This is a genomic window from Leptolinea tardivitalis, assembly GCF_001050275.1.
Lineage (GTDB): Bacteria > Chloroflexota > Anaerolineae > Anaerolineales > Anaerolineaceae > Leptolinea > Leptolinea tardivitalis.
Genome location: NZ_BBYA01000008.1, coordinates 224,816 through 240,533 on the forward strand (window position 1 = coordinate 224,816; position 15,718 = coordinate 240,533).

Annotated in this window: 15 protein-coding genes; 12 read left to right on the forward strand and 3 right to left on the reverse strand. The window is 41.9% G+C overall.

Going from position 1 to position 15,718, the window contains the following annotated elements; genetic code table 11:
- Positions 1 to 4: 4 nt before the first annotated feature.
- The 7 genes from LTAR_RS05090 (at position 5) to LTAR_RS05120 (ending at position 5,382) form a co-directional block, all read left to right on the forward strand.
- Positions 5 to 646, forward strand: coding sequence for a class I SAM-dependent methyltransferase (locus tag LTAR_RS05090; protein ID WP_062421081.1), 642 nt, complete (start codon positions 5 to 7; stop codon positions 644 to 646).
- Positions 647 to 669: 23 nt separating this feature from the next.
- Positions 670 to 1,791: a dTDP-4-amino-4,6-dideoxygalactose transaminase gene (gene rffA, locus LTAR_RS05095; RefSeq protein WP_062421502.1), complete on the forward strand. Its 1,122-nt coding sequence runs from the start codon at positions 670 to 672 to the stop codon at positions 1,789 to 1,791.
- A gap of 42 nt (positions 1,792 to 1,833) precedes the next feature.
- Entirely contained in the window at positions 1,834 to 2,265 is a 432-nt protein-coding gene (locus LTAR_RS05100; protein WP_062421082.1) for a hypothetical protein, read from the forward strand.
- A 35-nt stretch (positions 2,266 to 2,300) separates the two neighbouring features.
- Positions 2,301 to 2,495, forward strand: coding sequence for a hypothetical protein (locus LTAR_RS05105; RefSeq protein WP_062421083.1), 195 nt, complete (start codon positions 2,301 to 2,303; stop codon positions 2,493 to 2,495).
- A 92-nt stretch (positions 2,496 to 2,587) separates the two neighbouring features.
- Complete coding sequence (locus LTAR_RS05110; protein WP_062421084.1) at positions 2,588 to 3,619, forward strand: carbohydrate kinase family protein; 1,032 nt, start codon at positions 2,588 to 2,590, stop codon at positions 3,617 to 3,619.
- Positions 3,620 to 3,643: 24 nt separating this feature from the next.
- Positions 3,644 to 4,750: a M24 family metallopeptidase gene (locus LTAR_RS05115; RefSeq protein WP_062421503.1), complete on the forward strand. Its 1,107-nt coding sequence runs from the start codon at positions 3,644 to 3,646 to the stop codon at positions 4,748 to 4,750.
- On the forward strand, positions 4,747 to 5,382 hold the full coding sequence (locus LTAR_RS05120) for an MBL fold metallo-hydrolase (protein WP_062421085.1): 636 nt from the start codon (positions 4,747 to 4,749) through the stop codon (positions 5,380 to 5,382). Before LTAR_RS05115 ends, LTAR_RS05120 begins: the two co-directional genes overlap by 4 nt.
- 61 nt (positions 5,383 to 5,443) lie before the next feature.
- Here LTAR_RS05120 and rny read toward each other — a convergent pair whose 3' ends face one another.
- Complete coding sequence (rny, locus tag LTAR_RS05125) at positions 5,444 to 6,979, reverse strand: ribonuclease Y (protein ID WP_081419819.1); 1,536 nt, start codon at positions 6,977 to 6,979, stop codon at positions 5,444 to 5,446.
- Between the two features lie 24 nt (positions 6,980 to 7,003).
- On the reverse strand, positions 7,004 to 7,642 hold the full coding sequence (locus LTAR_RS05130; protein ID WP_062421086.1) for a regulatory protein RecX: 639 nt from the start codon (positions 7,640 to 7,642) through the stop codon (positions 7,004 to 7,006).
- 471 nt (positions 7,643 to 8,113) lie between these two features.
- Between LTAR_RS05130 and rfbB the strand changes: the two genes are divergently transcribed.
- Genes rfbB through LTAR_RS05145 form a run of 3 tightly spaced genes read left to right on the forward strand, consistent with a single transcriptional unit; the run spans position 8,114 to position 12,143 of the window.
- Positions 8,114 to 9,202, forward strand: coding sequence for a dTDP-glucose 4,6-dehydratase (gene rfbB / locus LTAR_RS05135; RefSeq protein ID WP_062421087.1), 1,089 nt, complete (start codon positions 8,114 to 8,116; stop codon positions 9,200 to 9,202).
- Positions 9,199 to 10,071: a glucose-1-phosphate thymidylyltransferase RfbA gene (gene rfbA / locus LTAR_RS05140; protein WP_062421088.1), complete on the forward strand. Its 873-nt coding sequence runs from the start codon at positions 9,199 to 9,201 to the stop codon at positions 10,069 to 10,071. The genes rfbB and rfbA overlap by 4 nt, the downstream gene beginning before the upstream one ends.
- 59 nt (positions 10,072 to 10,130) lie before the next feature.
- Entirely contained in the window at positions 10,131 to 12,143 is a 2,013-nt protein-coding gene (locus LTAR_RS05145; RefSeq protein WP_062421089.1) for a sulfatase, read from the forward strand.
- A gap of 24 nt (positions 12,144 to 12,167) precedes the next feature.
- On the opposite strand, the gene LTAR_RS05150 is transcribed toward LTAR_RS05145, so the two are convergent.
- Positions 12,168 to 13,790 (reverse strand): 6-pyruvoyl-tetrahydropterin synthase-related protein, encoded by a 1,623-nt coding sequence (locus LTAR_RS05150; RefSeq protein WP_062421090.1) that lies wholly within the window; start codon positions 13,788 to 13,790, stop codon positions 12,168 to 12,170.
- Positions 13,791 to 14,005: 215 nt separating this feature from the next.
- Here LTAR_RS05150 and LTAR_RS05155 point away from each other — a divergent pair, with 215 nt between their 5' ends.
- Positions 14,006 to 14,839: a hypothetical protein gene (locus LTAR_RS05155; RefSeq protein WP_062531921.1), complete on the forward strand. Its 834-nt coding sequence runs from the start codon at positions 14,006 to 14,008 to the stop codon at positions 14,837 to 14,839.
- A 19-nt stretch (positions 14,840 to 14,858) separates the two neighbouring features.
- Positions 14,859 to 15,635, forward strand: coding sequence for a hypothetical protein (locus LTAR_RS05160; RefSeq protein ID WP_139044414.1), 777 nt, complete (start codon positions 14,859 to 14,861; stop codon positions 15,633 to 15,635).
- Positions 15,636 to 15,718 lie beyond the last annotated feature (83 nt).

The following is a 15,718-nucleotide window of genomic DNA, read 5'->3' on the forward strand; positions in this document are numbered from 1 at the left end:
TTTTATGTCAACCGATAAAATTGATATGAATGATATCCGAAGCTATTTTGCTGAAAAATTGGAACAACACGGTGCAACACCCCGCGGTGTCGATTGGAACTCAAATGGCGCTCAGGATACCCGGTTTATGCAACTTGCACGCATCATTGACCGGCCTGAACGCCCCTATTCATTACTTGATTATGGTAGCGGCTTCGGTTCGTTTTATGACTATCTGGTAAACCAGGGAGTCCGTCCTCAACGATATGTCGGGTTTGATATTGTGGAAGGCATGGTAGTAAAAGGGCGTGAATTGCACGCCGGTATAGAGGGCGTAGAGTTCTCGCAAACGGATGACAACCTGCCTGTTTGCGATTATGTTGTTGCCAGTGGAATCTTTAATATCAAGTTGGATACCGAATATGATACCTGGACCGAATATGTAATTAAAACCATCACCCGGATGAACGATCTGGCTGATCGCGGTTTTAGTGTCAACTTCTTGACAAAATATTCTGATGCAGATCATATGCGGCCGGATTTATATTATGCCGATCCGGGTTATTTGTTTGATATTTGCAAACGTCGATTTTCTCGAAATGTAGCAATCTTGCACGATTATGATCTATATGACTTTACTCTTCTTGTTCGAAAAAAGCTGGATTAGAGTTAAAACCTATGACCGAGACTATTGTTGATTTCAATAAACCCTGTATCGTCGGTAAAGAATATGAATATATCGCTGATTCCATCAGAGAAGCGCATATATCCGGCGATGGTAAATATTCAAAGCTTTGCCATAGTTTGCTGGAAAAAGAACTGGGAGTGAAACGGGTTTTAACAACTCCTTCCTGTTCACATGCCCTTGAAATGACGGCCCTTCTTCTGGATATTAAACCCGGCGATGAGGTCATCATTCCTGATTTTACATTTGTATCCACCGTCAATGCGTTTGTGCTGCGGGGAGCTACACCGGTTTTTATTGATATCCGGCCGGATACGTTGAATATGGATGAGACCCGGTTGGAAGAATTGATCACAGAAAAGACTCGGGCGATTGTGCCTGTGCATTATGCAGGAATTGCCTGTGAGATGGATACCATCATGTCTATCGCCAACCGGCATGGTATTCCTGTGGTGGAAGATAATGCCCATGGTTTGTTTGGCAAATATAAAAACCGCTGGTTGGGAACTATCGGTTGTATGGCTACACAGAGTTTTCACGAAACTAAAAACTTTACCTGCGGTGAAGGTGGAGCCATCCTTATTAACGATCCGGCATTAATTGAGAAAGCTGAAATTATCCGGGAAAAGGGAACAAATCGCAGCCGTTTCTTTAGAGGGCAGGTGGATAAATACACCTGGGTTTCTGTAGGATCAAGTTACCTGCTTTCAGACATTCTGGCCGGATTTTTGTACGCTCAATTGGAAGTATGGCAGGAAATTCAAGCCAAACGAAAATGGATCTGGCAAACCTATCATTCTGAATTGGCTGCCTGGGCGAAATCCAAAGGTGTGGTTACTCCTTCTGTACCAGAGGGCATTGATCCTTCCTGGCATATTTATTATCTTCTTCTACCCGATTTGGAACAGCGTCAGGCGATGATCACGCATCTTAAAGATGCCGGCGTAAATTCAGTTTTCCATTACTTGCCTTTGCATTTATCTGAAAAAGGGCGGGAATATGGCGGGAAACCGGGCGATATGCCAGTGACAGAATCAGTGAGTGACCGTCTGGTTCGACTTCCTCTGTATTACGATATGGGCGAATTAGAAATGGAGCAGGTACTTAATGCTGTAACATCCTTCTGATGGAACGGCTATATCAATTATTTTTCATGCTAGAATTTATATATGGATGAGAAAAAGAGTCGGCAGTACTTTCTTGATCAACATAGACGAGAGGTAATCTGGCAGATCTTGATTCCGGTTATCATTGGTGTGATGATCATGCTGGCTTTAGGACTGCTTTCAGCGCTTTCGTTGCAAACTGGAACTGATGCCAGTGTGCGGTGGGGGCATGTTGCCGCGATCTGGTTAATACTCCCCTTTTTTGTCATTGGCACCCTGCTCCTTTTTTTACTCATCGGTCTCATTTTAGGTGTTACCAAAATAACCGAAACACTTCCTGATTATGCTTCCATTGTTCAGATGTATGCCCGCATTCTTGCTCAGAAAACACTTGTCTTGGCTAATAGATCCACCAGACCAGTAATTATTATTCATTCTGTCAGGGCATCAATAAAACGCTTCTGGTTGACTCTTCGTATCTTATTTCTGGGATAAATGGAAGATAAACTTCCCGGTTAAAGGACTTCCTCATGAATTGGAAAACAAAAACATTGATAATTGGAACAACTGTTGGGGCTGTCACCGGATTGCTCGCTGCCATTCTCATCATGCAGCGGGCGGAGAAAAATGAAACCACGCCTAAACTCTCTGCCGGAGAAGGAGTAAAAATCGGAATGGGAGTTCTGGGTGTTTTACGAATGCTGGCGGATATTACATCGCACTAACAAACAAAACGCCTGATTCGCAAGAATCAGGAATGGATTATATTTTGCCGGCCTGAAATGCCGGATAAAATTTGTTATAAAAATCCAACCATATGAAAAGAAAAAATGATAAAAGTCAACCAGTATTACGATATTTGCTGGCCGGACTGCTTGACCGTTCAACCATTGTCACAGCCGACGGACGATACAGGGTGGATCAGCCTGGTGGAAGTGCCTTGTATGCGGCTGGAGGCCTTGGACTGTGGGATTCTTCCATAGGTATTCTGGGAGCCGTGGGATCAGATTATCCAGATGAATGGCTTAAACAACTGGAAGAAAGAAATTTTGATATCCAGGGGATTCGAACAATTGCCGAACCCATAGATCAGCGGTTTTTTGTCGCTTATGATCAAACAGGGGCCCGGGATCGCAGCGCTCCGGTTTCGGTTTTTCTCAAATTGCAGGCACCCCTTCCACATGAATTGCTTGGATATACACCGCGCGAAATCCAACTTGATTCTCGAAATCGTCCGGGTCCATTGACATTAAGACCGGCTGATGTTCCAACGGAATATCTGGATGCCACTGCCATCCACTTCTGTCCATCTGACTTTTTAACCCACTCTCTCATGCCAGGTATCTTGCGTCAGGGGCAGATACAAACGATAACTATTGATCCTGCTCCCGGATACATGAACAAGACTTTCTTTGATGACATACCACAGGTGGTTGCAGGGATTACAGCTTTCCTCCCTTCGGAGGAAGACGTGTATTCTCTGTTTGAAGGGAAAACCCGAGACTTGCATGATATTGCCGAAACTCTGGCTGGCTACGGTTGCGAGTTTGTGGTGATAAAACGTGGTGACAAGGGTGTTTTATTATATGAACACGTTTCGCATTCCTTCTGGACAATACCGGCTTACCCGATTCAACCTGTTGATCCGACAGGTGCAGGTGATGCTTTTTGCGGTGGTTTTTTAGCTGGTTTGCGATTGAAGTATGATCCGTTGGAAGCTGCATTAATGGGATCTGTATCCGCTTCATTTAAAGTCCAGGGATCAGGCCCGTTCTATCCGATGGATGCCTTGCCTGAATTGGTAAAAGCACGCATCGATATCTTACGAGAAAAAACCAAAAAAGAATAAGTTCAACTTCGAGAGGCAATGTTCATGTCAATCTTAAGATTAGAAAATCTATCCAACTCCATTGCAGATAACGGTTTTGACGGGGTTGTTTTAAATCCTGGTGCTTCACTGACATATCTGACAGGTCTCTCTTTTCATTTGATGGAGCGGCCTGTAGTATTTATTTATCTTCCTCATAAAAGACCTGTGTTGATTCTTCCAGAATTGGAAAAAGCTAAACTTGCTGAATTACCTTTTGAGTCTTCTGCTTTTTTCTTTGGAGATAATCCTGCTGATCGAATCGAGGCATTCCACTCTGCCGCTAAAGAATTAGGATTGGATGGAAAGAACCTGGCTGTAGAACCTACACGGATTCGTTTCCTTGAACTGGAGTACCTAAAGGCCTGCGCTCCATCAGCCCGATATCTCGATGGAAGTGAAATTTTTGAGACGCTTCGCCTGAAAAAAGATGAATCAGAAATCCATCTGATGGAAAAAGCCGTGGATATTGCCCAAAAGGCATTCCAGGCACTTCTCCCACAAATACGAGTTGGAAGAACAGAACGCATGCTGGCTAATGAATTAACTACACTGATGCTTAAATTTGGTTCAGACCCGGAATTACCTTTTCAAGCAATCTTTTCAAGCGGGCCAAACAGTGCCAACCCGCATGCCGCACCATCAGAGCGAGAGCTTCAGAAAGGCGATCTGGTTGTTGTGGATTGGGGTGCCAGTTATCAGGGCTATGCATCAGACCTCACTCGAACACTGGTAATGGGAGAACCAAACGCCGAACAAAAAGCCATTGCAGCCAGTGTTTTGCGGGCCAATACTGCTGGTCGAGCTTCCGGAAAACCCGGAATTCAAGCCGGAGATGTGGATCGGGCTGCACGTGCAGAAATTGAAAAGGATGGTTTTGGTGTTTACTTTACCCATAGAACCGGTCACGGTCTCGGCATGGAAGCTCACGAGACACCGTATATGTTTGCAGAGAATAAAAACTTACTGCACACCGGTATGGTGTATACCGTTGAACCTGGCATCTACCTGCCGGGTAAATATGGTGTTCGGATCGAAGATGATGTGGTTGTGACAGAAGGTGGGTCTAGATCACTTTCAGATTTGCCGAGAGAAATGTACGTGATCGCATGAGCCTGAAGATTGAGACTTTCATTCTAGGACCGATTGATAATAATTCCTATTTGCTGTGGGATGAAGATACCCGCGATGCCGCGGTGATTGATCCCAGTTTTGATGCCGGGCGAGTGGCTGAATCTGTATTATCCAATGACTTAAATTTGACCGGTTTTTGGTTGACACACGGTCATTTTGACCATTTTGTGGGAACTCCGGCAATTATTGAAATACTTAGACGACAAGCTCCCCTATACCTGCATAAAGCTGACCTGGCGATGTTTGCCGATGGCGGACTGGCCAGACAATTTGGTTTCCCCTTACCCGATATGCCAAACCCGACGGATTACCTTACCGATGGACAAATCCTTCAACTTGGTGAATCGAAAATTACAGTGTGGCATACCCCCGGACATAGTCCCGGGCATGTTATCTTCTATGCAGAAGAAATATCAATGCTGTTCACCGGAGATTTGATCTTCCGGCAAAGTGTGGGAAGAACCGACCTGACTGGCGCTGATTCAGACGAATTACTGCGCAGCATTTATAACGTAGTATTACCTTTGCCCGGGGAGACAATCCTTCTTTCTGGCCACGGAGAGCCTACAACCATTGATGATGAAGTGGAATATAACCCGTATCTGAATTGAATTAAAAAAAAGAGAGACAGCCAGAAAATTTAGCTGTCTCTCTATGTTGACTTGTTGATAGTTATTTCGCGAATTCAGTAGCGCGGGTTTCGCGGATGACAGTAACCTTGATTTGACCGGGGTACTGCATGGTCTCTTCAATCTGTTTGGCGATATCTTTTGCCAGGCGGGTGCTGGCCAGGTCATCAATTTCTTCCGGGCGGACAATAATACGTACTTCACGACCTGCCTGAATGGCATAACTCTGAGAGACACCTTTGAATGAATTGGCGACTTCTTCGAGAGCTCGCAACCGTTTTATGTATTGTTCCAGGTCTTCACGGCGGGCACCAGGGCGTGCGCCGCTGATGGCATCTGCTGCTTCAACAATTACGGCTTCGACAGAATCTTGTTCTGTCTCGTGATGATGTGATGCAATGCTGTTTACAACCCGGGCATTCACACCGTATCGTTTGGCAAATTCAGCGCCAATCATGGCATGAGTCCCCTCTGTATTATGGTCCATAGCTTTGCCAAGGTCATGCAGCAGACCACCGGCTTTGGCAACTTCTACATTAGCCCGTAATTCAGCCGCAATTACGGCAGCCAATTTAGAGACTTCTACTGCATGGGCAAGCTGGTTCTGGCCATATGAAGTGCGGTATTTCAAACGGCCCAGCATACGGGTGACTTCAGGATGAAGGCCGGCCACACCGGCATCGTAGGCAGCCTGTTCACCAGCTTCTTCGATATCTTTATCAACCAGACGCTGCTCATCACTCAGAACCTTTTCGATATGAGCGGGATGGATGCGGCCATCCAAAATCAGACGGGCCAGCGCACGCCGGGCAATTTCACGACGAACAGCATCAAAACACGAAACGGTGACTGATTCGGGAGTGTCATCAACTATGACATCCACCCCGGCAGCCTGTTCAAACGCCCGAATGTTTCGGCCGTTTCGTCCAACGATACGACCTTTCATCTCTTCATTGGGAAGGGTGACGATGGATGAAGTCACCTCGGCCACATGGTCTGATGCAACACGCTGGATGGCATCGGCAATCAGTTCGCGGGCCCGTTTTTCACCTTCGGCACGGGCTTCCGCTTCAATCTGCCGAATGATTCGAGCCATATCATTTCGAGAATCTTTTTCAGTTTCTGCCAGCAATTGGGCACGAGCTTCATCCTGAGTCATCTTAGCGATGTTTTGAAGTTCTTCCATTTGTTGGGTGTACATTTTTTCCACTTCATTGGCACGGCGGTCTAACATGCTTTGACGTTTATTCAAAGCCTGCTCGCGCTGTTCCAATCGTTCAACCCGGTTATCCAGGTCTGCACGGCGGCGTTGAAGTCGTTCCTCTTCAGAGGCATGTTCAGCCCGGATGCGGGCAGCTTCTGCTTCGGCTTGTTGTAAAACTTTCAGAGCTTTATCGCGGGCTTCCAGCTCAATTGCGTTTGATTTTTCATTGGCTGCGGCGATAATTCCATCAGCTTTATATTGCTGTTCTTTTTTGAAATTGCTGGCAATAATTCGTGTAACGATGAAGACAATTACAGCCAGTAAGACGAGATCCCCAATTATCAGGATTGGTATAAAGCTCCCCGGAATATTCATAGTTTCCTCTTAATGTTCATATGGTTATGTTAAAGTCTCCGCTTCAACCTGCATTATTTGCCAGGTATGGTTGATTGCCTCTGTAACGGTTTCAAAATTAAAACCGCGTCGGGAGAGGTATCCAAACATTTTTTTACGGAACTCATCAAACGGCATGTCTTTGCATCGTGAAACATATTTCTGCGCCGTTTGTAAGGCCAGAGATGTCTCGTCAAGATCACAGACTGCCGACTGAATTTCACTGTCAGCCACACCTTTTTGATGCAATTCCAATACCAGAACTCGTTTTGATCTGGGACGAAATGTGCATCGGTTTTCGACCCAGGTATGGGCAAATACCTGATCATTGATTAAACCGGCTTCCTGCAACCGGGCCATCACCGGTTCGATGATTTTTTCTCCATATCCAGCTTTTGCTAACCGGCTTGAAATTTCAAAAGCCGTTCTGGGGCGGATATTGAGAAGCCGCAGGGCACGCAGGTAGGCTTTTTCCAGTTCATCTTTACGTAATAAGGCTTCAATTTTCGCCGGGTCAATTTCATCACCGATGGATAACCAGGCTCCAACTAATCGTTCAACCCCAAATGCAAATTCACCGTCAAGGTAAATGTTGAGACGGTTCGGGTTATGTTTTTGAATTTTCAGGTCGGTTATTTGCGGCATAGATGAATACCTGGTCTCGCTATGGGCCGGCCACCTTTGCTTAGAAACAGATATGGGTAATCAGATACGAGCATCAACAGGCTAACTTGCCTGTGTTTGCCAAACCCCCGGTGATTTGATGAGCAGGTTGGAAGGTTGCTACGATACAGTGTATATAACAGTTATCTTACGAAACCTGTCACACACTTCTGTAAATACAGGGCTGCAAAGAATGCATCGCGGAAATAATAAAACCCTGTCTATTAACTGCTTTGCTGCCAACTTCTACTCCCATTCCGGGAGGGATGATTCTGAAATACTCAAAACGTTTCAAAGTAGAAGGCAATCTGTGAAAATATCCACAGAAAAAAGTTTAAGGTCTGCCTGTATATTATTATACATTAATTTTCATGATGTGCAGAAAGCTGTGAAAGGTTGGTTGTAAAAATCTACTATAATCAAACCCAGATAAATTTGACGGTCGGAGGCGGAATGGTTAACTGGCTGGTAACCGGCGGCGCCGGTTTTATTGGATCGAATTTTATCCACCATATCCTTAAATCTCGTGAAGATATTAATGTTTTTAATTTTGATCTTCTGACATACGCGGGTAATCTTGAAAATCTATCTGACATAAGGAATAACGACCGATATCATTTCATTCGAGGTGATATTTGCGATCGGAAACAGGTAGATGAAGCACTTCTAGATAATAAAATTACCACAATTGTGCATTTTGCCGCCGAAACCCATGTTGACCGCTCTATCCTTGGTCCGATGCAGTTTGTGATCACAAATGTCAATGGAACGGCAACATTATTGGAAGCAGCCCGTGATTACTGGTTAAACAATCCAGAAAAACCAGCCAGAGAAACACGGTTTCACCACATATCTACTGACGAAGTATTCGGAAGCTTGAAAAAAGGTGAACCAGCCTGGACGGAAGATTCTCCCTACGCACCTAATTCGCCTTATGCTGCATCCAAAGCTGCGAGCGATCACCTGGTGAGGGCGTATGGCCACACGTATGGTTTGCCGGTTACCATCTCAAATTGTTCCAATAATTATGGTCCGTATCAATTCCCTGAAAAATTGATGCCCGTGGTTATTTTAAATGCGTTGAGTGGAAAAAGTATTCCTGTCTACGGAGATGGCCAACAGATCCGTGATTGGCTTTATGTGGAAGATCACTGTGAAGCCATTGAAAAAATCATTCTGCAGGGGAAGCCGGGAGAAACATATAACATCGGCGGTGATAACCAACCTACGAATCTCGCGATTGTAAAGACAATTTGTCAATTGCTGGATGAATTGGTTCTGGATTCTCCCTATAAGCCATTTGAATCGTTGATCACATACGTTGCAGACCGACCTGGTCATGACCGGCGGTATGACATGGACAGCCATAAGATCCATCAGTTACTGGGTTGGTCTCCCCGTTTCACACTAGAGACAGGCTTGCGAAAAACTGTCCAGTGGTATCTGGATAATCTGACCTGGGTTGAAGGGATTACAGGGAAAACCAATTACCAGGATTGGATGCAAAGGAACTATACTGGCAGGGGAGGCAATAATAAATGAAAGGGATTATTTTGGCCGGCGGGTATGGAACCCGTCTTTATCCGCTTACTATGGCGATCAGCAAACAATTGCTGCCTGTGTATGATAAACCTATGGTGTACTATCCGCTTTCAACGCTGATGCTTGCCGGAATCCGCGATGTGTTGATTATCGCCGCGCCGGAAAGCATGGATGCATTTCAGCGCCTGTTGGGGGATGGATCGCAATGGGGTATGCACTTTGACTATGCCGAGCAGCCATCTCCGCGTGGACTGGCGGATGCATTTATTCTTGGCCGTGATTTTGTTGGTTGTGAACCGGTGGCATTGATTCTGGGAGATAATATTATTTATGGTTCCGGACTGGTGGAAAAATTACAATCGGCGGCAAAAAACAATGATGGCGCTGTCATCTTTGCCTACCCGGTGCGTGACCCTGAACGCTATGGTGTGGTCGAATTTGATGATTCTACCGGGCGGGTGATTAGCATAGAAGAAAAACCGAAAAATCCCCGCTCGAATTTTGCCGTTCCAGGAATCTACTTTTTTGACGAAACAGTATGCCAGAAGGTGGAAAACCAGAAGCCTTCAAAACGGGGTGAATTGGAAATAACCGATCTGATTCAAAAATACCTCGATGCGAACCAATTGCGGGTCGAGGTGCTGGGTCGAGGCATTGCCTGGCTTGATGCCGGCACACAGGAATCATTATTGCAGGCTGCCAATTTCGTACAGGTGGTGGAAGAACGTCAGGGTTGGATGATTTCATGCCCGGAAGAAATTGCTTACCGCATGGGATATATTGACCGTGAAGGGCTGAGGAGGCAGGCGGAGAAGGTCAGCGCGAATCAGTATGGACAATATTTACTGCGGCTGCTGGATGATGAGTAAAATGATAGGATTTTACAAAAATAACCCCGATTTTTTTATGCCATTAATAGCATGGGTAAATGCTTTATGAATCTAATGGCATTAAAATCAGTAAGAGGAATATTAATGATTATTCTTTGAAATTGGAACCATACATATCTTATTTGCAAATGAATCAAAAGAGAATCTCCCCCAATTTTATTATTAAATGGAATGAGCTTTTTATAACAATATTTGCCTCTTCCTTTTTATATGTTTTATCTGAATGGTTATTCTATATTACAAAACCATCCTTTTTTGATAAATCCTTGTTTCTAGAAAAGATTGAAATATTGTTGTTTATATCATGCTTGTTATGTATATGTTTGTTCTTGTTTTCTTTGTTGGTCTTATTAGGGGTAAAAATACTTCCTTATATTAAGTCAAGAAAAAAAATACAATTCTATATTGTTTATACAATCCCAACTTTTTTAATTAGTGCTACCCTATTGTTATTATTTGATAATTTTACTTACACACTTTTCAGAATTGGAATCATTACTGCAAGGGGTATCCTCGTTTTCACTTATGCCGTTCTATTTTTGGGTTTTGTTCTCTTAAGTTATTCATATATTGAAAGATTTATATTGCATATTTCTAAAAATAAATTAATTTTAAAAAAGATATTTGCTCCTGCCCTTATTGCAATAATAATCTTAATAATGGCATTGATCTTTTTTGATAATTTTACCGATTTCCCATATGAAAAATTGCATTATCCGAGAACTACGAATACTGCTGTGACCTATCCAAATATTCTTTGGATCACTGCTGATGGTTTAGATTCGGAAAATATGTCATTGTATGGTTATGGGAGAAAAACAACCCCAACAATAGATCAATTGGCTTCATCATCTCTTGTTTTTGAAAATGCTTTTTCTAATGCGGGAAATACTACTGGTTCCATAGTTTCAATGCTTACTGGCAAATATCCATCCACTACTAAAGTATTACATCCACCTGATATATTACGAGGATTAGATTCTTATCAAAATATGCCTGCGATATTACAAGAATATGGATATTATTCTGCGCAATTGAGTATGCGGTATTATGCTGATGCATATGAATTAAATATGTTAAAAGGTTTTACTGTTGTAAATAACCGAAAATCTCTTACAGAGAATCCTTTTTTTCATTTTATTAGTTGTTATTTACCAGATAATTATTTTTTCTTTATTGAAGAATTATGGAACAGAATATTTGATAGATTGGGTTATATTTTTGGGGGAAAGGAATCAATCAATCCTTTTGAGTATTTAATGATACAAAATCAAAGCTCAGACTATACAAAAATTAACGATTTATTTAGAGTCATTGATGATGCAAATAATAAGCCATGGTTTATAGAAACACATTTTCTGGGTACTCATGGACCGACTTTTCACATTTCGAGACAGGTTTTTTCTACTGGAATAGACCTTCAAAATCAAGATTATTGGAATAACGATGTTTATGATGATAGTATTTTGGAATTTGATACTAATATAAAGAAAGTTATTGACGAATTGCAGAAAAGACAACTGCTTGATCATACGATTTTAATCATAGGTAGTGACCATGGTTCAAAATGGGATCAGCTGAAGAGAATTCCATTATTGATTCATTTCCCAGGTGAAATATACAAGGGTAGGATTTATAAAAATGTATCCAATATTGACATTGCTCCAACGATATTGGACTATTTAAGAATTGAGAAACCACAATGGATGGTTGGAAAATCACTATTAGCCAGTTCTAGATCGACAAATCCGATAATAGGATTTACAGTTGCTGGCCTGGACGTCTATGAGGATAATATCAATTCTATTGATCCTCGGAAGATCTTTCCCCCATTTTATCAATTCGGTGAAATTACTCTGATAAATTGTGAGAAATGGTATAAACTCTCACTTGCTCAAAACATATTCACTACGGGATTGGTATTTGGATCAAAAGAAAATTGTTCACAAGATGAACAACTAGATGATCAACAAGTTTATTTTCTATTAAAGCATAGATTAGAAACAGATGGTTTCAATACCTCATCAATGAATTTTCCAAATAAACCGTAACCTAAATATAGAATAATAAAAATATCAATTTCCCTTTTTCTTATATATGTTAATCACGTCATTTGTATAGATACAATCATATTTTTCTGATTCTTCAACGGTTTTAATAAAAAACTTAAGACCAATGTCTTGCGAATTCATCGAACCATTAACGCGAGAGACTACAAGATAATCAAATTTATTGTGATTTTTTAATTCCCATTCTGCAAGACAAGTTTCCCCTGTTTTGGCACATTCTTTGAATTCATCATATATTATCTTTTCTTTTTCGAATGTCGAATCAGGTAACCATTCAGTTCCTTGAATTGTAGTAAGGCTCTTCCTATTTGTCAAAGCAGGGAACCATTCACCTAGCTTGTCCATGTGCCATTCAATGGATGGATTGAGAACAACAAAAACCCCATTTTTATCTGTATTATCCCTAATCCATTGCAATGCCTCAAGTTCCTGTTGCGGAAGCATTGAAAGAACTGGATGTATTCCCAGTGTATTTATGAATCCCAAAAAGAATGGGAAGCCAAATGCGAACAGAATAAACAAATGAGAATAAAGTTTTGGGTCTGCTTTGGTAAAAAGTTTTATTTTTGATTTTTTTTCTGAATTTTCAACCTGAGATGTTCTCAAATTATCTAACGCGGGACATATCAATTCATCTATTGCTATTGATGCAAGAATAACAACAGGAAAAATAAGCGAGCGATTAGCACTTCTGGGATTCAGAAATCCAATAAGAACAAGCCAAATTACTATAATAAAGTTTTTAGTAAAAAGGCAATATAACAAACCTATAATTGCCAGAACATTGATAAAAGCAATCAATGTTTCTTCTGTAAAAACCAAAATAGTTAATCTGGCAAATGTACTGAGAAAATTGAACTCTCCGGCGGAGAATGCCGATAAAAAGGGTTCAGGACCATGTTTAAGCAATATTACAACCCAATATGGAGCCGTTAATATTCCTATACCAAAAAAGAACAAGAGAAGAGGACCTAGATTCTCTTTAATTTTCCATTTGTAAAAGGAAAATAAGACAGAACTAAATACTAACATCCAACAGTATTCAATATGATGCAACGTCATTAATGCGCCGGTAAAAATAGAAAATATCAGGTGCTTCTTTTCCCGTGTACGTAAAAAGGCAAGATATAAAGTAAATGAAATAATAAAAAAGGTATGCGCTGGTGACCTAGTCAACCCACCTCCAGAAATTAACCATTCAAATCCAGGTAGGAGGATTGCATAAAATCCAGTTGATATAATAGCCTGTTTCGTCTTACGAACAATTTCCATGGAAAGGAAATAGACAGCTGGTATCGATAAAATATTAAAAATAAGGGGATACCATCGGAAGATGGTTATCAGGTCAACATGTAAAAATTGGTTTATGAACGCACCCTCATAAAATGAAAGAGGTGGATATGCAAAAGGAATCTGACTTTGATTATATGAAGTGAACATTGGCAGGAGGTAATTATTTCTCTCCAAATCCAATATCATAGTATAGAACATACCACCATCATTTATTACAAAATCTGATTTTTGTAGGTATTGAAAACGGAGAAATGTACCAAGTAAAGTAATCGCTAAAATTATGAATGTATTCGCGAGTTCTAAACGTTTTTCTTCCTGCTGTGGTAGTGAAAACATCAATTCTCCCTGAAATCTTTTATTATTTAGATTGATTTTAAGATTATACAATGACATATTCCTGGTACATTGCGTGCAACACTAACGATTATAGTGTATCCACAGTAATTCGATTCTCGATCTCCAATTCCGATATGATGGGCGAGATTTAAGGGAAGATATATTTTCAGGGTAAAATCGATGCGACTATGACATCAAAAATGAGGGGTTTTTCTATGCTGAAAAAACTGCTGATACTGGCAGGGATCATTCTATTTAGTTGTGCGTGTGTAATCACTTCTCCGGCAGAAATGTTTTCTTCCACACCTACCATGTGTGTGGAATGTATGCAGGCTACGATCTGTGCGGAAAATCAGTCAGGTGAGGCCTGCCCTTTAAACGAAGAACCAACAACAGCTGTAGAACTGCCTACTTTGATTCCCACAGAAACAGAAGAACCGGATTCTACGGCGACTGCAACAGAAACACCAATTTATACCGAGACGCCTGAACCGCTAGTTCCAGACGATGTAACCGAAGAGGCTTCCTCAGATTCTACTGATACTTTTACTGTAGAGACTGAAATAGAACAACCTGCCGTTACCTCGACTGGCGTTCTGATTAACACGCCAGTAAGCGCGGCCACAACTGTGGCTCCGTTTGCCGCATTGACTTCAGAACCGCTGGATCTCTGGTTATATAAGAAACAAAATGGTTCTCCCAAATATATCAAGAATTTCGCTCATTCAGAAGCTCCCTGCGGTTGGGGGGGGATTGCAGGGCAGGTATTTGGTCCGGGCAACGTTCCCCAATCTGATGTCGTGGTGGTTGTGACTGGAATTATGGACGGTAAAGAAATTGATCTTGTCGGGCTTACCGGAACCGCAAAGAAATACGGAGAGGGTGGGTACGAGATTGAATTCCCTGATGGTCCGGTAACAACAACGAATTCTTTAGCCATTCAATTGTTTGATGAGAACAACAATGAACTATCTGATATCATCCCGATTAATACATACGCAGAATGTTCAAAGAACCTGATGATTTTCAATTTCGTTCTGGCAAAATAATCTACATTTAGGGTGCTCTTTGAAAGAATCTCAAACCTTCTCGATTATTAATTTTCTTAACCTGGTAAAGCAAGGATGGAAGATAGTGGTTATCGGTGTTATTGTTGGCGGTTTACTCGGCCTGGGAATATCATCGATTCAAAAGCCTGAGTATGAAGCTATCTCCATCTTTTCCTTTAGCATTGATTATTCCCGTACCGGCCTCCTGACAGATATTGAAGAAGATCAGGCAATGGAAATTGTCGGTGATCTCATCAAGTCAACTGATGTAATGAAACAGGTAGAGATAAAAACCGCTTCACAGGGATTGGTCATAGATGGGTATGAGATTCAAAAAAATTTCATCGCAGAAAGAAAATTTGACCAGTGGAATCTAAAAGTACGCAACGGAACGGCCGAAACAGCCGCGCAATTGGTTAACCTATGGAGTGAAGAAGTTAAATCAGCGTTGGAGAAAGCCCGTCAGGCATCCTGGAAGGCGGATGCACTTCATCGGTATATCCTGTCTCTGGAGTCCTGTTATCAACAAAGCACTTCCGGTCTGGCGGGTCAACCGCTTTGTCAGGCGTCTAATCGAATGGAATTGTTGGAAGAGATGGAAAAATCGGGAAAAGACCTGCAGAATTGGCAAAATGATGCCAAAGGTATCTTCCCTGGATTAAACTTCTTATGGGCACAACATGCCGATGTACCAGATAAACCCATCCAACATAGCCGCGGCAGTCTGATCTTGGCTGGCTGTCTGGCAGGTCTTCTATCAGCGTTTTTAATCGCTGAATTTACCTATAAAATCTGACAACCCCGATGCGTGTCACAGGCCGAACTTATTCAGGTATTATAAATTTTCTCTGGGCGGCTTTATTGATTCTATTGCCGATC